The following is a 20,995-nucleotide window of genomic DNA, read 5'->3' as shown; positions in this document are numbered from 1 at the left end:
CCATCGACCACCAGTACGTACTCGGTACGTACTCAGTACGTCTTCGACCATTGGGCAGTTCAGGCATTCCAGCACGTGGACCAGTGCACTTCCAAACAGTGGGAACCCGGTGACGGAGCGGTTGTAAGCGACAGATAAAACGGTCATAAAGAGCGAGCCCCGCCAAAAGGCGGGGCGTTCGTACGCACAGCGGCACCACACGACCGCGTCGCGTGGTGATGCCGGGCGATTCCTCTGCCGAACTGTTATGAACACCGGAGCCGACCGTGTCAAAGGCCACAGTCGGCTCCGCACCCCCTACGGCAACTGCCGTACGGACCGTCTTACTTGAGTGCTACTTCAGCCGTGCCATCAGGGCGTGTTCCACCAGGGTGATCAGCGCGCTCTTGGCGTCCGCGCGGTGGCGGGCGTCCGTGGTGATGATCGGGGTGTCCGGGCCGATCTGGAGGGCTTCCCGTACTTCGTCCGGGGTGTAGGGCTGCTGGCCGTCGAAGCCGTTGAGGGCGATGACGAAGGGCAGGCCCGAGTTCTCGAAGTAGTCGACCGCGGGGAAGCAGTCGGCGAGGCGGCGGGTGTCGACGAGGACGACGGCGCCGATGGCGCCGCGGACCAGGTCGTCCCACATGAACCAGAAGCGGTCCTGGCCGGGGGTGCCGAACAGGTACAGGATCAGGTCCTGGTCCAGGGTGATGCGGCCGAAGTCCATGGCGACGGTGGTCGTCGTCTTGTCCCCGGTGTGGGTGAGGTCGTCGATGCCGGCCGAAGCGGACGTCATGACGGCCTCTGTGCGCAGCGGGTTGATCTCCGAGACGGCGCCGACGAACGTGGTCTTGCCCACGCCGAAGCCGCCCGCCACCACGATCTTCGCGGAGGTGGTGGCCCGGCCCCCGTCAGAGCTTGCGAAGTCCACTGAGCACCCTTTCGAGCAGCGTCACGTCCGGTGCGCCGCCGTTGTTCTCGTCCCCACCCGGCTGGTGGATGGCGACCAGGCCGGCCTCGGCGAGGTCGGCCACCAGGATCCGGGCCACACCGAGCGGCATGGCCAGCAGCGCGGAGACCTCCGCGACCGACTTGACCTCGCGGCACAGGTGGCAGATGCGCTGGTGCTCCGGGAGCAGCCCCATGAGCGCTGCCGGGTCGGCCGTGGTGCTGATCAGCGCCTCGATGGCGAGCTGGTAGCGAGGCCTGGTCCGGCCGCCGGTCATGGCGTACGGCCTCACCAGCGGCTGGTCCCCCTCGTCCCCGTACGGCTCCGCGTACGGATCATGATGGGCGGTGGGCGGGGTCATGAATCCTCCGGGCGGGACAGCAAGTCGGTCAGTCAAGCCGTCTGACGGGGCCGGTGGGGGGATTGTGGCGGCCGGACGGTGTTTTCGTGAGGTGGGTGGTGCCGGGGGCGGTCAGTGAAGCAGACTTCCCTGGAGTTCGGCGCGCAGGTCCGGAGTGAGGACCGCCCCTGCGCGGTCGACGAGCAGTGCCATCTCGTAGCCGACGAGACCGATGTCCGCCTCGGGATGGGCCAGGACCGCGAGGGACGACCCGTCCGAGATGGACATCAGGAACAGGAACCCGCGTTCCATCTCGACGACCGTCTGTGCCACGGTGCCGCCCTCGAAGATCCGGGACGCCCCGGCCGTCAGCGACGTCAGACCGGACGCGACGGCCGCGAGCTGGTCGGCGCGGTCCCGAGGGAAGCCTTCGGACATCGCCAGCAGAAGGCCGTCGGCGGAGACCACCACGGTGTGGGACACCCCAGGGGTGTTGTCCACGAAGTTGGTGATCAACCAGTTCAGGTTCTGTGCCGCCTGGCTCATCGGACTCAACTAACGCTCCTGCTGGTGAGTGGGGCTCGGGAAGCTGCCGGTCTGGCCGCTGCCGGCCTGACGGCCCTGAGCGATGCCCCGACGGAGATTGGTCAGCCGTCCGCGCACGTCGTCAGGCGCGCGCGAGACCTGCGGACCGCTTTGGTGCTGTTGCTGCTGTGCCGTGCCCGGCACGAGGTTCGCCCGGGGGACGCGGCGCGGCAGGCCGGAGGTGGTGATCCCGCCGGCCGCGGGCTGACGGACGCGTTCGGCCTGCCGGACGAGTTCGTCGTTCGGCGAGGTGCGCCAGGAGCCGTTGCCGTTGCCGTTGGCGCTGCCGTTGTTGCCGGCGGGCGCGGGACGCTGCGGAGCGGGTGCCTGCGGCTGCCGCTGCGCGGGCGCTTCCTCCTGCTGCTGACCGTGGAACCAGTTGGTCTCCAGCGTGTCGTACAGCGGGGTACGGCCGTCGCCCGGGCCGCTGGCCGGCGGCAGGGCCCATCCGTCACCCGGCGCCTGGGCGGCGCCCCGGTTGCCGGACTCCTGCTGGACCGGACGCTGCTGCGGGGCCGGCGGACGGGGGGCGCCGAAGTCGGCGCGGGCCGGCTGCGGGCGCTCGAACTGACCGGTGTGACCGGGGTTCTGGCGGCCGGGCAGGGCGTGCTGCCCGGTGGAGCCTGCGTCGTAGCCGGTGTCGTACCCCTGCGGAGACTGCTGGACCGGGAACTGACCCGTATGCCGAGCACCGTCGTCCTGCCGCCCGGGCGCCGGCGTGCCGAACACGTCGGAGCGGACGTACGAGCCGGTGCCCTGCTGGTCGCCGCCGTCGAAACGGCCCTGCTGCCGGCCGTCGTCGGGAAGCCCGAACTGGCCGGTGTCCTGGGGGCTTTCGGGCCGCGGGAACTGGCCGGTCTGCTGGAGGTTCTCGGGCCGCGGGAACTGGCCGGTCTGCTGGAAGCTGTCGGGCCGCGCGAACTGGCCCGTGTTCTGGGCGCCTTCCGGACGCCCGTACTGGCCGCCCTGCTGGGCGGAGTCCGGGCGGCCGAACTGGCCCGTGGGCGAGCCGCCGTTCAGCTCGGCGCGCGGGAACTCGCCGGTCGCGGCCGGTCCCTGGGCGTCGATCCGCGGCATCTCCGCGGTCGAGCCCGGACCCTGCCGGTCGTCCACGCGCGGCATGTGCGCGGTCTGCGCCGGGTCCTGCTCGTCGTGGCCGCGCGGGGTGTCCAGCGAGGCGCGCGACAGCGGGGCCTGGGCGTCGCTCCAGTCCGGCGTGCGGGACTGCGGGTCACCGCCGGGCAGTTCGGCCCGCGGGCCGCCGCGCGGCGGGAGCTGGGGCCGGCGGCCCTGGTCGGGGGCGCCGCCGGACCGCTTCCGGCCGCGGCCGCCGAAGACGTCCTGCTGGGGCCCGGCCGGGTTCGCGGCCTGGAGGCCCTGCGGGGCGCCCGGAGCCTGACCGCCGAAGCCGCCCGCACCGGCGCCGGCCGGCGCCGGCCGGCCGCCCTGGGGACCGCGGGCGCCGGGACGGCCGCCCTGGCCCGTGCCGGGCAGCGCGGCCCGGGACCCCTGGGCGGAGCCGGTCTGGCCACGCGGGCCGGGACCGGCGCCGAGCAGACCGCCACCGCCCGGGGCGCCGCCGTTGCCGGCGGTCTGCCGCCGCGCCGCGGCCGCACCGGCGGCGGCCTGCGCGGCGGCGGGACCACCGGTCGAGACGGGGGCGCCGTGCTTGCCCGGAGCGGGCTTCTTGCCGCCCTGGGCGACGTCCACGGGCAGCATGACCAGCGCGGTCGTACCACCGGAGTCGGACGGGCGCAGCTGGATGCGGATGCCGTGCCGCTGGGACAGCCGGCCGACCACGAACAGGCCCATGCGGCGGGAGACGGAGACGTCCACGGTGGGCGGCGAGGCGAGCCGCTCGTTGATCGCCGCGAGGTCCTCGGGGGAGAGGCCGATACCGGTGTCGTGGATCTCGATCAGGACGCGGCCGTCGGGCAGCGCGTGACCGGTGACCTTGACCTTGGTCTGCGGCGAGGAGAACGAGGTCGCGTTCTCCAGCAGCTCGGCGAGCAGGTGCACGAGGTCGTTGACGACCCGGCCGGCCACCTCGGTGGTGGGGACGGAGGCCAGCTCGATGCGCTCGTACTGCTCCACCTCGGACGCGGCGGCGCGGAGCACGTCGACCAGCGGGACCGGGCGGGTCCAGCGCCGGCCGGGCTCCTCACCCGCGAGGACGAGGAGGTTCTCACCGTTACGGCGCATACGCGTGGCGAGGTGGTCGAGCTTGAAGAGCGAGGACAGCTGGTCCGGGTCGGCCTCGCGGGACTCCAGTTCGGAGATGAGCGAGAGCTGGCGCTGGATCAGGCCCTGGGAGCGGCGCGAGAGGTTGGTGAACATCGCGTTGACGTTGCCCCGCAGCAGGGCCTGCTCGGCGGCGAGGCGGACCGCCTCGCGGTGCACGTCGTCGAAGGCCGCGGCCACCTGGCCGATCTCGTCCCGGGAGTGCACACCGACCGACTCGACGGAGGTGTCGACGTCCTGCGGGTCCGACTCCGACAGCTGCTTGACCAGCTCGGGCAGGCGGTCCTGGGCGACCTTGGTCGCGGTCTCCTGGAGCCGGCGCAGCGAGCGGATCATGGACCGGGCGACGACGAACGCGCCGACCAGCGACACACCGAGCACGAGCAGGATCAGCGCACCGGAGATGATCGCGTCACGCTGGGTGGCGCTCTTGAGCTCGCGCGCCTTCTGCTCCATCTCCTCCAGGAGCGTGCGCTCGATCTTCTTCATCTGCTCGATCTTGGTCGAGCTGTCGTCCACCCAGTCCTTGTAGGACCGCGCCGGGAGCTGCTGGAGGCCGTCCGGGGACTCGAAGGAGCGCTTGGCGTAGGTGTCGGCGGACTCGATCGTCGGGTTGCCCTCGTCGATCGGCTTGAGCAGTTCCTCGGCGTTCTGGCTGGCGTAGATCTTGCGGAAGATCGCCAGCTCCGAGCCCTCGCTCTCGTAGGCCGACTGGCCGTAGAGGCGGTCGTTCTCGGTGAGGTCGCCCTTGGTGTTGGTGGTCGCCGGCAGCGCGGCGGCGATCATCGCGCGCTGCACGGAGGCGTACTCCTTGGCGGTGGAGAAGGCCGCCAGGGCGCGGGTGCGCGAGATCATCTCCGGGTTGCTGGACGCCTCGGCCATGTCCTGGGAGAGGCCGATCAGCTGGGTGATGAGCCGGTGGTAGGACTCGACGGTCTGGGTCGCGTTGTCCTTGGACGTGTAGGCCGACTTGCGGATCTTGGCGAGGTCGTCCAGCTGGTTGGCGAGGCCGACCAGCGCGTCGCGGACGCCCTGGAGATTGCCGTCCTTGCTGGCCGCGTCGATCTGCTCGGAGGAGTCGAGGAAGTTCTCGCGGGCCCGGTCGGTCTTCTGCTGGTAGGCCTTGATCTGGTAGTCGTTCGCCTTCAGGCCGCCGTGCGACAGGGGACCGGCGGACTGGTCGCGCTCCTCCTGGAGCGCGTGGGCCAGCTCGGTGGCCTGCTTGGTCATCTCCGTCAGCAGCTTCATGTTGTCGAGCTGCTGGATGTCCTCGACGGACTGGTCGATGCGCAGCGCGCCGAGCGAGGTGGCCGCGACCACCGGCAGCGCGAGCAGCGACACCAGGCGGGTGGAGATGCGCCAGTTGCGCAGGGCGAGCCGCGAACCGGTGCCGGTCGGGCCCTGCGCGGGCTTCACCGGCGGCGCCGGGTCGCCCGAGGGCGTCGCGGTCGCGGAGGCCGACGCGCCCGGACGCCCGGCGCGCTCACCGCTGTCCGGGGCCTGGCCCTGGCCCGGGTTCTGGGCGTGCTGGGGCGAGGAGCTGACGGCCTTGGGGCCAGTCCCGCCGTGCGGCTCCGGCTCCGCCGAAGCGCTGCCATCCCTCTTGAAACGTCCCTGCACTAGCGTCGCAACCTCTGGACCAGGCGCCCCTCCGCGCGAACGGAGGGACACGGTGTCGGCGTTGTGGGGAGCGCCCTGAATACGCCCCCCGGGTGGTCTTGAGTGACCGGCGCTGGTTCCCCCCTGTCTCGCCGCCGCTCGGCGCTGTGCGCGCCCCCTGCGCCGGTTCATCCCGCGGCGGTCCGTGGAATTCCAGCACAGTGCAGGATCTCCAACAAGGGCAGTGAGCCGAGCTGTGACCTCCGTGACGGCCCGTGAGTGCCGGGTTACCAGCAGTGGAACCGGATCTTGGGCATAACGGGCGTACCCATGCGAGACGCCGCGCGGCGCCCTCTGTCCCAGTCGCCATGATCAGGAGCGGAATGATGCCTTCAGGGGGTCAATGTCCGTTTCTCCAGGGCGGGTTGCCGGTCGGAATTGACCGGTTTGCCCGTGACTTCGTGAGCAAACTCACACGCGACTCGTAGGGAGTTGGCGTCTTCGTCGGGGAATCGGATGTTTAGCCTGACGCTTTACAAGAGGGAAGACTCTGCCAACCACCCGACCAGAGGGCACAGGACGACAACGGTGAAGACGACGATGATGTTCCACAAGATCGCCAACCCGCGGCGCACGACCCTGGCGCACCTGAAGGACACCGGCGAACTCCACACGCCCGAGCTGCCGGAGCACTCCGTCGACCTGCCCGCCCAGACCGCCAACCCCAGGCGCACCGTCCTGATGGAGGTCCCGGCCGGCGCGGGCGCCCCGGCCGGCGAGTGACCGACGGCTCCGCCGGGCGCGGCCGGAAGGACCACGACGGTCCCTTCCGGCCGCGCCCGCTTGTACGGTCCGGTGGGCCGGCCGCGGCGGCCATGCCCCCGCCCGCCCTGGTGACCCGCTTCTGACCTGCGGCGATGCCCCCGGAAGCGAACAACTTCGCATAGCTCCGATAACCTGAGGCGTCAGTACGCCGGTTCTCAGATAGGGGCGCGAGCATCCCGTGCGCATCGCCAGGTTCTCCATCGACGGGAACGTAGCCTTCGGCGCGGTCGAGGGCGACAAGCAGGACGAACTCGTCCTCGACATCATCAAGGGCATCCCGTTCGCGGACTTCGAGCTGTCCGGGACGAAGGTGCCGCTGAGCAAGGTCAGGCTGCTCCCGCCGGTGCTCCCCAACAAGGTCGTGGCCTTCGGCCGCAACTACGCCGAGCACGCGCGCGAACTGGGCAACGACGTGCCCGAGGCGCCCTTCGCCTTCTTCAAGCCGTCCACCTCCGTGATCGGCCCCGGCGACGACATCCAGTACCCCTCGTTCTCGCGGGAACTGCACCACGAGGCCGAGCTGGCCGTCGTCATCGGCCGCCTGTGCCGCGAGGTCCCGCGCGAGCGCGTCAAGGACGTGATCTTCGGCTACACCTGCGCCAACGACGTCACCGCCCGCGACGTGCAGAAGCGCGAGAAGCAGTGGGCCCGGGCGAAGGGCTTCGACACCTCCTGCCCGCTCGGCCCCTGGGTGGAGACCGGCCTCACGGTCGACGCCGCCAACGACCTCACCGTCCAGCTCACGGTCAACGGCGAACAGCGCCAGCTCGGCCGCACGAGCGAGATGATCCACCCCATCGAGGACCTGATCGTCAACATCTCCGAGGCCATGACGCTGCTCCCCGGCGACGTGATCCTCACCGGCACCCCCGCGGGGGTCGGCCCCCTGAGCGTCGGCGACGAGGTCGCCGTCACCATCGAAGGCATCGGCACTCTCACCAACAAGGTTGTCAAGCGTGGCTAGCGCACCCGGCTCCGTACGCGTCCGTTTCTGCCCCTCGCCCACCGGTAACCCCCACGTGGGCCTGGTCCGCACCGCCCTGTTCAACTGGGCGTTCGCCCGGCACCACCAGGGCACCCTGGTCTTCCGCATCGAGGACACCGACGCGGCCCGCGACTCGGAGGAGTCGTACAACCAGCTGCTCGACGCGATGCGCTGGCTCGGCTTCGACTGGGACGAGGGCCCCGAGGTCGGCGGACCGCACGCGCCGTACCGCCAGTCGCAGCGCATGGACGTCTACGCCGACGTCGCGCGCAAGCTGCTGGACGGCGGCCACGCCTACCACTGCTACTGCTCCCAGGAGGAGCTGGACACCCGCCGCGAGGCCGCCCGCGCCGCCGGCCGGCCCTCCGGCTACGACGGCCACTGCCGCGACCTGAGCGCCGAGCAGGTCGAGGAGTACAAGGCCCAGGGCCGCGCCCCGATCGTCCGCTTCCGGATGCCGGACGAGACGATCACCTTCACCGACCTGGTCCGCGGCGAGCTGACCTTCACCCCGGAGAACGTGCCCGACTACGGCATCGTCCGCGCGAACGGCGCCCCGCTGTACACGCTGGTCAACCCGGTCGACGACGCGCTGATGGAGATCACCCACGTCCTGCGCGGCGAGGACCTGCTCTCCTCCACCCCGCGGCAGATCGCGCTGTACAAGGCGCTGATCGAGCTGGGCATCGCGCAGGAGGTCCCGCGCTTCGGCCACCTGCCGTACGTCATGGGCGAGGGCAACAAGAAGCTCTCCAAGCGCGACCCGCAGTCGTCCCTCAACCTCTACCGCGAGCGCGGCTTCCTGCCCGAGGGCCTGCTCAACTACCTGTCCCTGCTGGGCTGGTCGCTCTCCGCGGACCAGGACATCTTCTCGATCGAGGAGATGGTCCGGGCCTTCGACGTCGCCGACGTGAACCCCAACCCGGCGCGCTTCGACCTGAAGAAGTGCGAGGCGATCAACGCCGACCACATCCGCATGCTGGACGTGAAGGAGTTCACCGAGCGCTGCCGCCCCTGGCTGAAGGCCCCGTTCGCGCCCTGGGCGCCGGAGGACTTCGACGAGGCCAAGTGGCAGGCGATCGCCCCGCACGCCCAGACCCGGCTGAAGGTCCTGTCCGAGATCACCGACAACGTCGACTTCCTGTTCCTGCCGGAGCCGGTCTTCGACGAGGGCTCGTGGACCAAGGCGATGAAGGAGGGCTCCGACGCCCTGCTGCGCACCGCCCGCGAGAAGCTTCAGGCGGCGGACTGGACCTCCGCCGAGTCGCTCAAGGAGGCCGTCCTGGCCGCCGGCGAGGCGCACGGCCTCAAGCTCGGCAAGGCCCAGGCCCCGGTCCGGGTGGCCGTCACCGGCCGCACCGTCGGCCTGCCGCTCTTCGAGTCCCTGGAGATCCTGGGCAAGGAGAAGACCCTGGCCCGCGTCGACGCGGCGCTGGCCAGGCTGACGGCGTAGGCGCACGCGCACCCGAGGGGCGGCGGCCGTACGGCTGCCGCCCCTTCGGCATGCCTGTCAGCGGGCCGCACTAGTGTTCCGGCTCACAGGGCTCGCGCAGCGAGCGGGATCGAGGAGGGCGCCGTCATGCCGATGAGTCCGCGGGACTACACCTGGCTGTTCACCCCGGGCAGCACGTTCGCCTACGAGTCCGGGACCACGGGTGTGATCCACCTGGCCGAGGGCGGCGAGCTGGACCTGCCCACCGGCCGGGTCGTCGCGAGCGACCCGTTCGTCTACCTCGGCAGCGGCGACGTCGAGCCCTTCACGGCCACCGTCGAGCCCGGCCGCTACCGCGTCGACGCGGCCGTCGCGACCCTCACCCGGCCCGGCGAGCCCCCGTCCGGGATACCCCACCTGCGCGTGGCCGCCGCCCGCCTCGTCATCCGCGACGAGCCGGCCGTCACCTGGGAACTGGCCCTGCTCCCCGGCCAGGACCCCGCCGGCCTGGGGGACGACGAGTTCTACGGGTACGGCGTCGACGCCGGCACGGGCTGCTTCTACGACGCCTCGGCCGAGGAGGCGTTCCCGGGGACCCAGGAGGAGGAAGGGCCGCTGTGGGACGCGTTCGAGAACAGCGACTGGTCGGCGGGGCCGCACCTGGTCAGGTCCGCGGACGGCGGACACAGCCTGGCCGCGTTCACCTCCGGCTGGGGTGACGGCTGCTACCCCACCTGGACGGGCCGCTCGGCGTCGGGTGAGGTCACCTGCTTCGTGACGGACTTCTTCGTGGCCCCGGACCCGGCCTGTGAGCAGGTCTGACCGGGCCCGACGGACACGGTCCGGTTCCCCGGCACCCGCGGGCGCGGCGGTACCGTCGGTCGTATGACGATCAGAGCCGTGGTCTGGGACGTGGACGACACCCTGTTCGACTACACGACCGCCGACCGGGAGGGCATGCGGGCCCACCTCGCGGTGGAGGGGCTGCTCGCCGGCCACGGCAGCGCCGAGGCCGCGCTGGCCCGGTGGCGGGAGATCACCGAGCAGCAGTGGGCGCGCTACGCCGCCGGCGAGACCACCTTCCAGGACCAGCGGCGCGACCGGGTCCGGGTCTTCCTGGGCAAGGACCTGACCGACGCGGAGGCCGACGACTGGTTCGGGCGGTACATCGGGCACTACGAGGCGGCCTGGAGCGTCTTTCCGGACGTCCTGCCCGCCCTGGAGGCACTCGCGGCCAGCCACCGGCACGCGGTGCTGTCCAACTCCAGCGTGGCCGTCCAGGAGCACAAGCTGCGCAGGCTCGGCCTGCTCCACCGGTTCGAGTCCGTGCTGTGCGCCGCCGAGCTGGGCGTCTCCAAGCCGAAGCCGGGCGCCTTCCTGGCCTCCTGCGAGGCGCTGGGGCTGCCCCCGCACGAGGTGGCGTACGTCGGCGACCACCCCGAGATCGACGGGCGGGGTGCCGCCGAGGCCGGGCTGCTGTCGGTGTGGATCGACCGCGGGGCGGCCTACGCGCGGGCCGCCGGGGAGGTCGTGGCGCACCGGATCTCGACCCTCGCCGAACTCCCGGCGCTCGTCCGTGCGGATAGCCGTTTTGGAGCCCCGTCCACCTTCGGGTAATGTTCTTCCTGCGCCGAGGGGCGCGGGCCGGAAGGCCGGAGCCCCGCGGAGCAAGCTAGAACGAGAACCCCGTAGGGGCTTGAGTTCCAGTGGCCTATGGTGTAATTGGCAGCACGACTGATTCTGGTTCAGTTAGTCTTGGTTCGAGTCCAGGTAGGCCAGCTCGCAGAGCTTATCTGCAAAGCCCCCGTTGTGTAGCGGCCTAGCACGCTGCCCTCTCAAGGCAGTAGCGCCGGTTCGAATCCGGTCGGGGGTACTGATCTCGACCTCGTCGGGATCGCTAGGGCCCCCGTTGTGTAGCGGCCTAGCACGCCGCCCTCTCAAGGCGGTAGCGCCGGTTCGAATCCGGTCGGGGGTACTGACTGGTCTAAACCATCATTGGTCTATGGTGTAATTGGCAGCACGACTGATTCTGGTTCAGTTAGTCTTGGTTCGAGTCCAGGTAGACCAGCTCGGACCTGCGGAAACGCAGAGTCCACGCCCCCGTTGTGTAGCGGCCTAGCACGCCGCCCTCTCAAGGCGGTAGCGCCGGTTCGAATCCGGTCGGGGGTACGCACAGGGAAGGCCCTCCACCTCGGTGGGGGGCCTTCGCCGTGCCGGGCGCTACTCGAAGCCGTACCGCCGGGCCGACTCCTCCTCCTGGGCCAGCCGGCGCAGGGCCTGCAGGATCGGTTCGGTCAGCACCGCGCCGAGGACCGCCGTCTCCCCCTTCTCCGCCTCCGACGGACGGGTCTCCACGAAGTCCAGATCGAGCCTCGCCGTCCGGTGCATCAACTCGGCGTACGACACGAGCAGTTCGCCGTCCCAGTCGTAGCCGAGCCGACGGAACGCGGCGACCGCCACCACCAGGGAGCGGTACGCGGGGGAGATCGTCGTCAGTAGCCGCGCGTTCGACCAGCCCAGCCGGTCCAGCAGCTCGTCCGCCTCCCGGCGCGCGGCCCGGACGTACGCGTCGTCCTCGTCGGGCTCCGGCACCTGCGGCAGCGCCCACAAAGCCGCGCCCAGCCGGATCGTGCGGCCCAGGGACTCGTCGTCGACGTGGCGCAGCACCTCCCGGACCGTGGCCACCGGGAGCCCGCCGACCTGGATCATCGCGCGGACCAGCCGCAGCCGGCGCAGGTGCGCCTCGTCGTAGTCGGCCGTGGTCGCGTTGACCCGGCGGCCGGGCGGCAACAGGCCCTCGCGCAGGTAGTACTTGATCGTCGCGGTGGCCACACCGCTGCGTCTGCTCAGTTCGGCGAGCCGCATGTCTTGCGCTCCTCTTGGGATACCGCCACTATCCAAGCAGTGCCCGTTGGATAGTGCCGCTCACCTATGAAGGGGCCGCCATGGTGTCCCGTACGACCGCCGACGCGAAGGGCGACGTCGTCGTCCTGCTGATCGGCATGCGCGTCAACCGCTTTCGGGCCGTCCACCTGTGGCTGCCGGTGATGCTCGCGATGCTGCGCATGCTGCGGGAACTGGAGAAGGACCCCGCGCGCGGGCTGCTGGCCAAGGTGCTGCTGACGGCGTCACCGCGCACGTACTACGTCGTGCAGTACTGGGAGTCCAAGGACAAGCTGCACGCCTACGCGACCGCGCCGGACGCCTTCCACCACGAGGTCTGGGCCCGGATCAACCGCAAGGAGCGGGCCGGGAAGCTGCGCGGGCAGGTCGGGATCTGGCACGAGGCGTACGTCGTGCCGGAGGGGTCCTACGAAGCGGTCTACGGGGACATGCCGGCGTTCGGACTGGCCGCCGCGCACGGGCAGGTGCCGCTGGAGGAGCGGGGGCGGTACGCGAGGGACCGGTTCGCGTACCGGTCGGGCGGTGATGTGCGCGCGTAGGCGCGGTGGGGGAGTGCGCTCGGGGTGCGAAGGGGCCGCCGCGGCGTTGAGGCGGCCGCTTCCCGGCCGAGCGGTTCCGCCGCTCTCAGCCCGAGCGGCGCAGGGCCTCCGAGAGGCGGCCCGCCGCGTCGATGACTGCCTGGGCGTGCATGCGGCCCGGGTGGCGGGTCAGGCGCTCGATGGGGCCCGAGACGGAGACGGCGGCCACCACGCGGTTGGAGGGGCCGCGCACGGGCGCGGAGACGGACGCGACGCCCGGCTCGCGCTCGCCGATGGACTGGGCCCAGCCGCGCCGCCGAACGCCGGACAGGGCCGTCGCCGTGAAGCGGGCGCCCTGCAGCCCCCGGTGCAGGCGCTCGGGCTCCTCCCAGGCGAGCAGGATCTGCGCCGAGGAGCCCGCCTTCATCGTGAGCGTGGAGCCGACCGGGACGGTGTCCCGCAGACCGGACAGGCGTTCCGCCGCGGCCACACAGATCCGCATGTCACCCTGGCGACGGTAGAGCTGCGCGCTCTCGCCGGTGACATCACGGAGGTGGGTGAGCACGGGGCCCGCCGTCGCGAGCAGGCGGTCCTCGCCCGCGGCCGCCGCCAGCTCCGCCAGGCGCGGGCCGAGGATGAACCGGCCCTGCATGTCGCGTGCCACCATGCGGTGGTGTTCCAGGGCCACGGCCAGGCGGTGGGCCGTGGGTCGTGCCAGTCCGGTCGCGCCGACCAGTCCCGCGAGGGTGGCCGGACCGGACTCCAGAGCGCTCAGGACGAGGGCCGCCTTGTCCAGAACGCCGACGCCGCTACTGTTGTCCATGCAACGATACTCACGTCTCACTCTGTGAAACGCAAGTTCAATTTTCCGTGGAACGCGCCACCCTTGAATCACACAGCGGCCCGCAGACGAACGGGCCTGGCGGTGGACGCCCGGAATCACGACGTTCAGGGGCCCCGAGACGGGCAGGCCACCGCTGCTGAAGATCTCTAGTTGGGTCGGTGGACGCTTGCCGGCCGGAGGGAAAGCGATGGGTAGGACACTCGCGGAGAAGGTCTGGGACGACCATGTCGTCCGGCGCGCCGAGGGCGAGCCCGACCTCCTCTACATCGATCTGCACCTGCTGCACGAGGTGACCAGCCCGCAGGCCTTCGACGGGCTCCGCAAGAACGGCCGCCGGGTGCGCCGCCTCGACCTCACCATCGCGACCGAGGACCACAACACCCCGACCCTCGACATCGACAAGCCCATCGCGGACCCCGTCTCGCGGGCCCAGCTGGAGACCCTGCGCAAGAACTGCGCCGAGTTCGGGGTGCGGCTGCACCCGCTGGGCGACGTCGAGCAGGGCGTCGTCCACGTCGTCGGCCCGCAGCTGGGCCTGACCCAGCCCGGCACCACCGTGGTCTGCGGTGACTCGCACACCTCCACGCACGGCGCGTTCGGCGCGCTGGCGTTCGGCATCGGCACCTCGCAGGTCGAGCACGTGCTGGCCACCCAGACGCTGCCCCTGGCCCGCCCGAAGACCATGGCGATCACGGTCGACGGCGAGCTGCCCGAGGGCGTCACCGCCAAGGACCTGATCCTGGCGATCATCGCGAAGATCGGCACCGGCGGCGGTCAGGGCTACATCCTGGAGTACCGCGGCTCCGCCATCGAGAAGCTCTCGATGGAGGCCCGGATGACCATCTGCAACATGTCGATCGAGGCCGGCGCCCGCGCGGGCATGATCGCCCCCGACGAGACCACCTTCGCCTACCTCAAGGGCCGCCCGCACGCCCCCGAGGGCGCCGACTGGGACGCGGCGGTCGCGTACTGGAAGACGCTGCGCACGGACGAGGACGCCGTCTTCGACGCCGAGGTCGTCATCGACGCCGCCGAGCTGTCGCCGTTCGTGACCTGGGGCACCAACCCCGGCCAGGGCGCACCGCTTTCGGCGCACGTCCCCGACCCCGCTTCGTACGAAGACGCCTCGGAGCGCCTGGCCGCCGAAAAAGCCCTGGAGTACATGGGGTTGGAGGCGGGGCAGCCGCTGCGGTCCATCACCGTGGACACCGTCTTCGTAGGCTCGTGCACCAACGGCCGCATCGAGGACCTGCGCGCCGCCGCCGACCTGCTGCGGGGCCGCAAAGTCGCCGACGGCGTACGGATGCTGGTCGTGCCCGGCTCGGCACGGGTGGGTCTGCAGGCCGTCTCCGAGGGCCTGGACGTGGTCTTCAAGGAGGCCGGCGCCGAATGGCGGCACGCGGGCTGCTCGATGTGCCTGGGCATGAACCCCGACCAGCTGGCCCCCGGCGAGCGCTCCGCCTCCACCTCCAACCGCAACTTCGAGGGCCGGCAGGGCAAGGGCGGCCGTACCCACCTGGTGTCACCGCAGGTCGCGGCCGCCACCGCCGTCCTGGGCCACCTGGCCTCCCCGGCCGACCTGACCGACGTCCCCGCTGGAGTCTGAGAACCATGGAAGCCTTCACCACCCACACCGGCCGGGCCGTCCCGCTGCGCCGCAGCAACGTCGACACCGACCAGATCATCCCTGCTCACTGGCTCAAGAAGGTCACCCGGGACGGTTTCGAGGACGGGCTGTTCGAGGCCTGGCGCAAGGACCCCGAGTTCGTCCTCAACCGCCCCGAGCGGCAGGGCGCCACCGTCCTGGTCGCCGGCCCCGACTTCGGCACCGGCTCCTCCCGCGAGCACGCCGTCTGGGCGCTGCAGAACTACGGCTTCAAGGCCGTGATCTCCTCCCGCTTCGCCGACATCTTCCGCGGCAACTCGCTGAAGAACGGCCTGCTCACCGTCGTCCTGGACCAGAAGACCGTCGACGCCCTGTGGGAGATCGTCGAAGCGGACCCCACGGCTGAGGTCACTGTGGACCTTGAGGCGCGTGAGGTGCGCGCGGCGGGCATCACCGCCCCCTTCGAGCTGGACGAGAACTCCCGCTGGCGGCTGCTCAACGGCCTGGACGACATCTCCCTCACCCTCCGCGACGAGGACGAGATCGCCGCCTACGAGGCCGGACGGCCCGCCTACAAGCCGCGGACGCTCCAGGTCTGATCCGGAGCGGGCCGGCCTCCGCGAAGGTCAGGTTTCGGCCACTCCAACACCCCCTCTGTACCCCCGATCGCCACGATTGGGGGTACAGCCATGTCTGCACCCGAACGGCCCTGCGGCTCTGCCCCGGCCCGCTCAACTTCCCACGTTACGCGGGCTGTTGTCCGGGTAGGTGAGTGCTGTGTTCGCGTCTTCCGCAAGTGCCTGGAAAGCCATTTGAGGCGGTAGTTGCACCCTGCGCAGGCGACAACTCGCCCCAGATGGCACAATCTGTGCATGGAACACGACGGCCAACTCCAGCTCTACACGGCGGTCGCGAACCAGCTCAAGGAAGCGCACGCAAGGGTGCGCGCACTGCAAGTCCCGGAGGGCGTACGGATGGCGCTGACCCGGAAGCTGCTGGTCATTACGGCCGCGGCCAAGCACGATCTCGCCGACGCGGCAAGGCGGCTCGATCGGTTCACGGCGGATCTCGACGCGGGCCGGGTCCCCGAAGAGGACCGCTGAACCGTCCGGGACAGCCGAGTCCGTTGCGGCACAAGGGTGATAAGCCCGTTTCGTGTTTGATTTGCGGTATATATCTGCCTAACGTGCGAAAAAGCTTGAACACTTTCGTTCTGGCGATGTCTCCGAAGGGGAAGACGTGAACAAGGCGCAGCTCGTAGAAGCGATTGCCGACAAGTTGGGCGGCCGCCAGCAGGCCGCAGACGCTGTCGATCATGTTCTGGACGCCATCGTCCGCGCGGTCGTCGCGGGCGAGCGGGTCTCCGTCACCGGCTTCGGGTCCTTCGAGAAGGTGGACCGCCCCGCCCGCTACGCGCGCAACCCTCAGACGGGCGAGCGGGTTCGGGTCAAGAAGACCTCGGTGCCGCGCTTCCGCGCCGGTCAGGGCTTCAAGGACCTGGTGAGCGGTTCGAAGAAGCTCCCCCGCGGGGGCGAGGTGGCGGTCAAGAAGGCGCCGAAGGGCAGCCTGTCCGGCCCGCCGCCCACCATCGCGAAGGCCGTCGGCAAGAAGGCCGCCGCCAAGAAGACGGCGGGCGCGGCGAAGAAGACCGCGGGCACCGCGGCGAAGAAGACGGCGGCGAAGAAGACCACCGCCGCCGCGAAGAAGACCACGGCGAAGAAGGCTCCCGCCAAGAAGACCACGGCGACCGCCAAGACCGCCGCGACGAAGACCGCCGCCAAGAAGACGACGGCCCAGAAGGCTCCGGCGAAGAAGGTCACCGCCAAGAAGGCCCCGGCGAAGAAGTCGACGGCCCGCAAGACCACCGCCAAGAAGACCACCGCCCGCAAGGCGACGTCGTAAGGCCGCCAGGGCATTCACGCGCCGGGCCGGGCTCCCCAGGGAGCCCGGCCCGCGGTGTGTGTAAGGACGGTCAGAGGGTTTGAAGGGTTACGAGGGTGATCCGCAGGGCGCCGCCCTCGGACTCCGTCTCGATCCGCACCCGCTGTCCCGGCCGCAGCAGCCGCAGTCCGCCCCGGTCGAACGCCGCCGCGTCGAAGGGCACCGGGGTGCCGTCGTCGAGGAGCACCTGGCCGCTGCGGGTCTCCGGGTCGTAGGTGTAGGCGGTCGCTTGCATGGCCGCCAGCGTAGTGCCTGCGCCGGCTTGCCGCCGGGGGTGCGCGTCGTACGCCGGCCGCCGGCCGTCACGGGCCGCTCGCGCCCACGCGGCGGAGCCGCACGTCGGTACGGCCCCGTGCCCTTTCGGCGCTTTCGATACGGCCCCGTGCCCTTTCGGGCGCTTCAGGGGCCCGGGATGAGGAGTCCCGCCGACGCCGCCGCCGTGTGCGGGCCCACGCCCAGTGCCAGCGCCGCCCGCAGGTCCGCCGCCGTGTCGACGTCCTGGCGGACCGAATCCACCTCCGCGAGCCCGAGTTCCACCGCCCCGGAGGCCCGGTGGCGGGCACGGGAATCGAGGCCGAACGCCGGCCGCAATTCACGATCACCGGCCGCCGCCAGCAAAGTCGTGCCCAGTGCCGCCGCGTCCGCGAGAAAGGCGCGCGGGAATTGCGAGGCCGCCGCCAGAACCCGGGACAGTTCCGCCGGACGCAGGGCCGGCAGATCGGCGTTCAGGGCCGCCACCGCGGCGCCGGGACGGACCGCGCGCACGACGGCCGCGCCGTGCGCCAGCGCCGCGTTCAGGCCGCTGCCGGGGGTGTCCGGCACGATCCGCGCGCCCAGCGCGGCCAGCTCCCGGCCGGCCAGCTCGTCGTCCGTGACGACCGCCACATCGGACACCGCCGGACATGCCACCGCCGCCGCCACCGTGTCCTGCGCGAACGCCAGGGCCAGGCCCGGCCGCACCCCGTCGTCGGCGGTGTCCGCGAGCCTGCTCTTGGCTCGCGCCAGGGGCTTCAGGGGGATGACCAAGGTCCACTGCACCGGCGTACCGTCCCTCTCTAGTCGCGCTCATTGTCCCCCGCGCCCTCCGGCGCCGCGGGAGGCGGGGCGTACGGTGTTCTCGACAGACCGGCGGCCCGGGGCCACACTTGTGCGGCCCCCGCCGGGGTTGCAGCCCTAGAGGAAGGTGTCCTTGTGTCCCGCCGCAGAATCGGCTTCTGGTACCGCTTCGCCGCGGTGATCTGCAAACCGCCGCTGGTGGTTCTGATCAAGCGGGACTGGCGAGGAATGGAGCACATTCCGGCCGAGGGCGGATTTATCACCGCGGTGAACCACAATTCCCACGTGGACCCCTTCGCGTACGCGCACTATCAGTACAACACCGGACGCGTCCCGCGATTCCTGGCGAAGAGCGGGCTTTTCAGGAAGGGATTCGTGGGCGCCGCCATGCGCGGCACCGGGCAGATCCCCGTCTACCGCGAGTCCACGGACGCGCTCAGCGCCTTCCGGGCCGCGATCGACGCCGTGGAGCGCGGCGAGTGCGTCGCGTTCTACCCCGAGGGCACCCTCACCCGCGACCCGAACGGCTGGCCCATGACCGGCAAGACCGGCGCCGCCCGGGTCGCCCTGCAGACCAAGTGCCCGGTCATCCCGGTCGCGCAGTGGGGCGCCAACGAACTGCTGCCGCCGTACGCCAAGAAGCCGAACCTCTTCCCGCGCAAGACGCACCACGTGCTCGCGGGACCCCCCGTGGACCTCTCCCGTTTCTACGACCAGGAGATGACCCCCGAGGTGCTGAAGGAGGCCACCGAGGTCATCATGGCGGCCATCACCCGCCAGCTGGAGGAGATCCGCGGCGAGAAGGCGCCCGAGACGCCCTACGACCCGCGCCGCGAGCGGATCGAGCAGCGCCGTCGCACCCGGGCGCAGGCGGAGGGCCGGCAAGTGGAAGGGCAGAGCAAGTGAGCGCACCGGTAAGGGTGGCGGTCTTCAGCGCCGGCTCGTGGGGCACCGCCTTCGGCATGGTGCTCGCCGACGCCGGCTGTGAGGTCACCCTGTGGGCCCGCCGGCCGGAGGTCGCCGACGCGATCAACACCACCCGGACCAACCCCGACTACCTGCCGGGCGTCGAACTCCCCGAGAACGTCCGGGCCACCACCGACCCGGCCGAGGCCGCCGCCGGCGCCGACTTCACGGTCCTGTCCATCCCCTCCCAGACCCTGCGCGCCAATCTCGCCGAGTGGGCCCCGCTGCTCGCTCCGGACACCGTCCTCGTCTCCCTGATGAAGGGCGTCGAACTCGGTTCCACCATGCGGATGAGCGAGGTCGTCGAGGACGTCGCCAAGGTCGGCGCGGACCGGATCGCGGTCGTCACCGGACCCAACCTGGCCCGCGAGATCGCCGCCCGCATGCCCGCCCTGGCGGTCGTGGCCTGCACCGACGAGCGGGTCGCCCAGCGGCTCCAGGCCGCCTGCCACACGCCGTACTTCCGGCCGTACACCAACACCGACGTGGTCGGCTGCGAACTCGCCGGCGCGGTGAAGAACGTCATCGGGCTCGCGGTGGGCATCGCCGACGGCATGGGGCTCGGCGACAACGCCAAGGGCTCGCTCATCACGCGCGGCCTCGCCGAGACCACCCGGCTCGGCCTCGCGATGGGCGCCGACCCGCTGACCTTCTCGGGACTCGCGGGCCTGGGCGACCTGGTGGCCACCTGCTCCTCGCCGCTGTCCCGCAACCACACCTTCGGCACCAACCTGGGCAAGGGCATGACGCTGGAGGAGACCATCGCGGTCACCAAGCAGACCGCCGAAGGCGTCAAGTCCTGCGAGTCCGTGCTGGATCTGGCCCGCCGGCACGGTGTCGACATGCCCATCACCGAGACGGTCGTCAGCATCGTGCACGAGGGCAAGTCGCCGGTCGTCGCGCTGAAGGAACTGATGGCCCGCAGCGCCAAGCCCGAGCGCCACTGAGCCCGGGGGAACCCCGGGTCTCGAAGACGCCGGTCCGCCGCCGGCCGGGAGATGCCGGGGCGGGGAAGGCGCGGGGACCTGGCGGTGCGGGGACCTGGCGGTGCCGGGGCGGGGGGAGCCGAGTCGGGCGGTGTCGGGGCCTGGAGACGTTGGGCCCTGAGCAGGCGCCGGCGTCGGGAGATTCCGGGCCTGGGAGGCGGTGAGCCCGGGGGGCGTTGGGCCTGGGGAGGCGCTGAGGTCAGGGGACGTTGTCCGGGGAAGCGGTGAGCTCGGAAGGCGTTGGGCCTGGGGAGGCGTGGAGGCCGGGCCGACGTCGGGCCTGGGAGATGCCGACGTCGGGAGGCGCGGAGGCCGGAAGAGGTTGCCTGGTGAGGCGAGCCCGGCGGGTGCCTGCCGGAGCCGGAAGGCGTTGCCCCGGGAGGCGGTGAGCCCGGGGGCGTTGGGCCTGGGGGAGGCGGAGGCCGGGACGACGTCGGGCCTGGGAGATGCCGACACTGGGAGGCGCGGAGGCCCGAAGAGGTTGCCTGGTGAGGCGAGCCCGGCGGGTGCCCGCGCCGGGAGATGCCGGAGCCGGAAGGCGTTGGCCCGGGAGGCGGTGAGCCCGGGGGCGTTGGGCCTGGGAGGCGTTGGGCCTGGGGAGGTGCCGACGCCGGGAGATTCCGAGGCTTGGGAGGCGCCGGGCCCGGGAGGCGTCGAGGCCCGAAGGCGTTGGCTGGGGGCGGTCAGCGCGGGAGGCGTTGGGCCCCGGGGACGTGCCAGAGCCGGGATGCGTCGGGACCGGGAGATGCCAGAGACGGGAGGCGTGGAGGCCCGGAGGCGTTGGCTGGGGGCGGTCAGCGCGGGAGGCGTTGGGCCCCGGGGACGTGCCAGTGCCGGGATGCGTCGGGACCGGGAGATGCCAGAGACGGGAGGCGTCGAGGCCCGAAGGCGTTGCCTGGGGGCGGTCAGCGCGGGAGGCGTTGGGCCCCGGGGACGTGCCAGAGCCGGGATGCGTCGGGACGGGGAGACGCCAAGGACGGGAGGCGTGGAGGCCCGGAGGCGTTGCCTGGGGAGGCGGTGAGGACCACAGGCGTCGGCACCCGGGAAAGCGCGGGGGCCGTCAGGCGTTGTCCGAGGGCGGTGAGTCCGGGAGACGTTGCGCCCCGGGGACGCGCCGGCGCCGGAAGCGGCCGAGGTCCGGAGGCGCCGGGGCAGGGGAGACGCCGAGCCCGTAGACGCCGGCGCCTTGAGGACGCGTCGGCGCCGGGAGGTGCCGGGGCATGGGCCGGGCCGGCGGAC

At 71.5% G+C, this 20,995-nt stretch carries 20 protein-coding genes and 5 tRNA genes; 17 read left to right on the top strand and 8 right to left on the bottom strand.

The window, feature by feature from the left end; genetic code table 11:
* Positions 1 to 334: 334 nt before the first annotated feature.
* The 4 genes from ACZ5DC_RS30415 to ACZ5DC_RS30400 all read right to left on the bottom strand — a co-directional run bounded on the left by ACZ5DC_RS30415 (position 335) and on the right by ACZ5DC_RS30400 (position 5,714).
* Entirely contained in the window at positions 335 to 910 is a 576-nt protein-coding gene (locus ACZ5DC_RS30415) for a GTP-binding protein (protein WP_014675211.1), read from the bottom strand.
* Positions 891 to 1,289: a DUF742 domain-containing protein gene (locus ACZ5DC_RS30410; RefSeq protein WP_009190816.1), complete on the bottom strand. Its 399-nt coding sequence runs from the start codon at positions 1,287 to 1,289 to the stop codon at positions 891 to 893. The genes ACZ5DC_RS30415 and ACZ5DC_RS30410 overlap by 20 nt, the downstream gene beginning before the upstream one ends.
* Positions 1,290 to 1,400: 111 nt before the next feature.
* Positions 1,401 to 1,814: a roadblock/LC7 domain-containing protein gene (locus ACZ5DC_RS30405; RefSeq protein ID WP_014675212.1), complete on the bottom strand. Its 414-nt coding sequence runs from the start codon at positions 1,812 to 1,814 to the stop codon at positions 1,401 to 1,403.
* 9 nt (positions 1,815 to 1,823) lie between these two features.
* Positions 1,824 to 5,714 carry a sensor histidine kinase gene (locus ACZ5DC_RS30400; protein WP_468657959.1) on the bottom strand — a complete coding sequence of 1,297 codons (3,891 nt, stop codon included), beginning with the start codon at positions 5,712 to 5,714 and terminating at the stop codon, positions 1,824 to 1,826.
* A gap of 567 nt (positions 5,715 to 6,281) precedes the next feature.
* On the opposite strand from ACZ5DC_RS30400, the gene ACZ5DC_RS30395 reads away from it, so the two are divergent.
* The 10 genes from ACZ5DC_RS30395 (at position 6,282) to ACZ5DC_RS30350 (ending at position 11,104) form a co-directional block, all read left to right on the top strand.
* A complete protein-coding gene (locus tag ACZ5DC_RS30395) occupies positions 6,282 to 6,476 on the top strand; it encodes a hypothetical protein (protein WP_366751065.1) in 195 nt (64 codons plus the stop codon).
* A 220-nt stretch (positions 6,477 to 6,696) separates the two neighbouring features.
* On the top strand, positions 6,697 to 7,482 hold the full coding sequence (locus ACZ5DC_RS30390) for a fumarylacetoacetate hydrolase family protein (RefSeq protein WP_366751066.1): 786 nt from the start codon (positions 6,697 to 6,699) through the stop codon (positions 7,480 to 7,482).
* Positions 7,475 to 8,956 (top strand): glutamate--tRNA ligase, encoded by a 1,482-nt coding sequence (gene gltX / locus ACZ5DC_RS30385; RefSeq protein ID WP_468657956.1) that lies wholly within the window; start codon positions 7,475 to 7,477, stop codon positions 8,954 to 8,956. Before ACZ5DC_RS30390 ends, gltX begins: the two co-directional genes overlap by 8 nt.
* 126 nt (positions 8,957 to 9,082) lie before the next feature.
* Complete coding sequence (locus ACZ5DC_RS30380) at positions 9,083 to 9,757, top strand: DUF4241 domain-containing protein (protein WP_468657954.1); 675 nt, start codon at positions 9,083 to 9,085, stop codon at positions 9,755 to 9,757.
* 63 nt (positions 9,758 to 9,820) lie between these two features.
* Positions 9,821 to 10,552, top strand: coding sequence for an HAD family hydrolase (locus ACZ5DC_RS30375; protein ID WP_468657952.1), 732 nt, complete (start codon positions 9,821 to 9,823; stop codon positions 10,550 to 10,552).
* Between the two features lie 90 nt (positions 10,553 to 10,642).
* Positions 10,643 to 10,714 (top strand) — tRNA-Gln (locus ACZ5DC_RS30370).
* A gap of 21 nt (positions 10,715 to 10,735) precedes the next feature.
* Positions 10,736 to 10,808 (top strand) — tRNA-Glu (locus ACZ5DC_RS30365).
* 29 nt (positions 10,809 to 10,837) lie between these two features.
* A tRNA-Glu gene (locus tag ACZ5DC_RS30360) sits at positions 10,838 to 10,910 on the top strand.
* Between the two features lie 21 nt (positions 10,911 to 10,931).
* A tRNA-Gln gene (locus ACZ5DC_RS30355) sits at positions 10,932 to 11,003 on the top strand.
* Positions 11,004 to 11,031: 28 nt separating this feature from the next.
* Positions 11,032 to 11,104, top strand: a tRNA-Glu gene (locus tag ACZ5DC_RS30350).
* A gap of 51 nt (positions 11,105 to 11,155) precedes the next feature.
* Here the strand turns inward: ACZ5DC_RS30350 and ACZ5DC_RS30345 are convergent.
* Positions 11,156 to 11,800: a MerR family transcriptional regulator gene (locus tag ACZ5DC_RS30345; protein ID WP_468657950.1), complete on the bottom strand. Its 645-nt coding sequence runs from the start codon at positions 11,798 to 11,800 to the stop codon at positions 11,156 to 11,158.
* A gap of 80 nt (positions 11,801 to 11,880) precedes the next feature.
* On the opposite strand from ACZ5DC_RS30345, the gene ACZ5DC_RS30340 reads away from it, so the two are divergent.
* The gene (locus ACZ5DC_RS30340; protein WP_468657948.1) at positions 11,881 to 12,378 is read left to right on the top strand and encodes a DUF4188 domain-containing protein; all 498 of its coding nucleotides are present in this window, start codon (positions 11,881 to 11,883) and stop codon (positions 12,376 to 12,378) included.
* 85 nt (positions 12,379 to 12,463) lie between these two features.
* On the opposite strand, the gene ndgR is transcribed toward ACZ5DC_RS30340, so the two are convergent.
* The gene (ndgR, locus tag ACZ5DC_RS30335) at positions 12,464 to 13,180 is read right to left on the bottom strand and encodes an IclR family transcriptional regulator NdgR (protein ID WP_014675221.1); all 717 of its coding nucleotides are present in this window, start codon (positions 13,178 to 13,180) and stop codon (positions 12,464 to 12,466) included.
* Between the two features lie 208 nt (positions 13,181 to 13,388).
* Between ndgR and leuC the strand changes: the two genes are divergently transcribed.
* From leuC to ACZ5DC_RS30315, 4 genes are all read left to right on the top strand, one after another.
* On the top strand, positions 13,389 to 14,807 hold the full coding sequence (leuC, locus tag ACZ5DC_RS30330; RefSeq protein WP_366751072.1) for a 3-isopropylmalate dehydratase large subunit: 1,419 nt from the start codon (positions 13,389 to 13,391) through the stop codon (positions 14,805 to 14,807).
* A 5-nt stretch (positions 14,808 to 14,812) separates the two neighbouring features.
* Entirely contained in the window at positions 14,813 to 15,406 is a 594-nt protein-coding gene (gene leuD, locus ACZ5DC_RS30325) for a 3-isopropylmalate dehydratase small subunit (RefSeq protein WP_468657945.1), read from the top strand.
* Between the two features lie 273 nt (positions 15,407 to 15,679).
* Positions 15,680 to 15,910: an SCO5555 family protein gene (locus ACZ5DC_RS30320; protein ID WP_171152489.1), complete on the top strand. Its 231-nt coding sequence runs from the start codon at positions 15,680 to 15,682 to the stop codon at positions 15,908 to 15,910.
* A gap of 136 nt (positions 15,911 to 16,046) precedes the next feature.
* Entirely contained in the window at positions 16,047 to 16,709 is a 663-nt protein-coding gene (locus ACZ5DC_RS30315) for an HU family DNA-binding protein (protein ID WP_366751074.1), read from the top strand.
* A gap of 70 nt (positions 16,710 to 16,779) precedes the next feature.
* Here ACZ5DC_RS30315 and ACZ5DC_RS30310 read toward each other — a convergent pair whose 3' ends face one another.
* Positions 16,780 to 16,983, bottom strand: coding sequence for a hypothetical protein (locus tag ACZ5DC_RS30310; protein WP_014675226.1), 204 nt, complete (start codon positions 16,981 to 16,983; stop codon positions 16,780 to 16,782).
* A gap of 164 nt (positions 16,984 to 17,147) precedes the next feature.
* Positions 17,148 to 17,786 (bottom strand): 2-phospho-L-lactate guanylyltransferase, encoded by a 639-nt coding sequence (cofC, locus tag ACZ5DC_RS30305; RefSeq protein WP_468657942.1) that lies wholly within the window; start codon positions 17,784 to 17,786, stop codon positions 17,148 to 17,150.
* A gap of 153 nt (positions 17,787 to 17,939) precedes the next feature.
* Between cofC and ACZ5DC_RS30300 the strand changes: the two genes are divergently transcribed.
* A complete protein-coding gene (locus ACZ5DC_RS30300; protein WP_468657940.1) occupies positions 17,940 to 18,710 on the top strand; it encodes a lysophospholipid acyltransferase family protein in 771 nt (256 codons plus the stop codon).
* Positions 18,707 to 19,717, top strand: a complete 1,011-nt coding sequence (locus tag ACZ5DC_RS30295; protein ID WP_468657938.1) for an NAD(P)H-dependent glycerol-3-phosphate dehydrogenase — start codon at positions 18,707 to 18,709, stop codon at positions 19,715 to 19,717. The genes ACZ5DC_RS30300 and ACZ5DC_RS30295 overlap by 4 nt, the downstream gene beginning before the upstream one ends.
* The last annotated feature ends 1,278 nt before the right edge of the window (positions 19,718 to 20,995 follow it).

This window comes from Streptomyces sp. NPDC031445, assembly GCF_055581365.1.
The sequence above is the reverse complement of the archived record's forward strand: the minus strand, read 5'-3'. Positions and strand labels throughout refer to the sequence as shown.

Bases quoted from the DNA above. Each gene is read 5' to 3' on its own strand.
- ACZ5DC_RS30410 (WP_009190816.1), bottom strand. From the start codon at position 1,289: ATGACCCCGCCCACCGCCCATCATGATCCGTACGCGGAGCCGTACGGG.
- ACZ5DC_RS30405 (WP_014675212.1), bottom strand. From the start codon at position 1,814: ATGAGCCAGGCGGCACAGAACCTGAACTGGTTGATCACCAACTTCGTG.
- ACZ5DC_RS30380 (WP_468657954.1), top strand. From the start codon at position 9,083: ATGCCGATGAGTCCGCGGGACTACACCTGGCTGTTCACCCCGGGCAGC.
- ACZ5DC_RS30375 (WP_468657952.1), top strand. From the start codon at position 9,821: ATGACGATCAGAGCCGTGGTCTGGGACGTGGACGACACCCTGTTCGAC.
- ACZ5DC_RS30345 (WP_468657950.1), bottom strand. From the start codon at position 11,800: ATGCGGCTCGCCGAACTGAGCAGACGCAGCGGTGTGGCCACCGCGACG.
- ACZ5DC_RS30340 (WP_468657948.1), top strand. From the start codon at position 11,881: ATGGTGTCCCGTACGACCGCCGACGCGAAGGGCGACGTCGTCGTCCTG.
- ndgR (WP_014675221.1), bottom strand. From the start codon at position 13,180: ATGGACAACAGTAGCGGCGTCGGCGTTCTGGACAAGGCGGCCCTCGTC.
- leuC (WP_366751072.1), top strand. From the start codon at position 13,389: ATGGGTAGGACACTCGCGGAGAAGGTCTGGGACGACCATGTCGTCCGG.
- leuD (WP_468657945.1), top strand. From the start codon at position 14,813: ATGGAAGCCTTCACCACCCACACCGGCCGGGCCGTCCCGCTGCGCCGC.
- ACZ5DC_RS30320 (WP_171152489.1), top strand. From the start codon at position 15,680: ATGGAACACGACGGCCAACTCCAGCTCTACACGGCGGTCGCGAACCAG.
- ACZ5DC_RS30310 (WP_014675226.1), bottom strand. From the start codon at position 16,983: ATGCAAGCGACCGCCTACACCTACGACCCGGAGACCCGCAGCGGCCAG.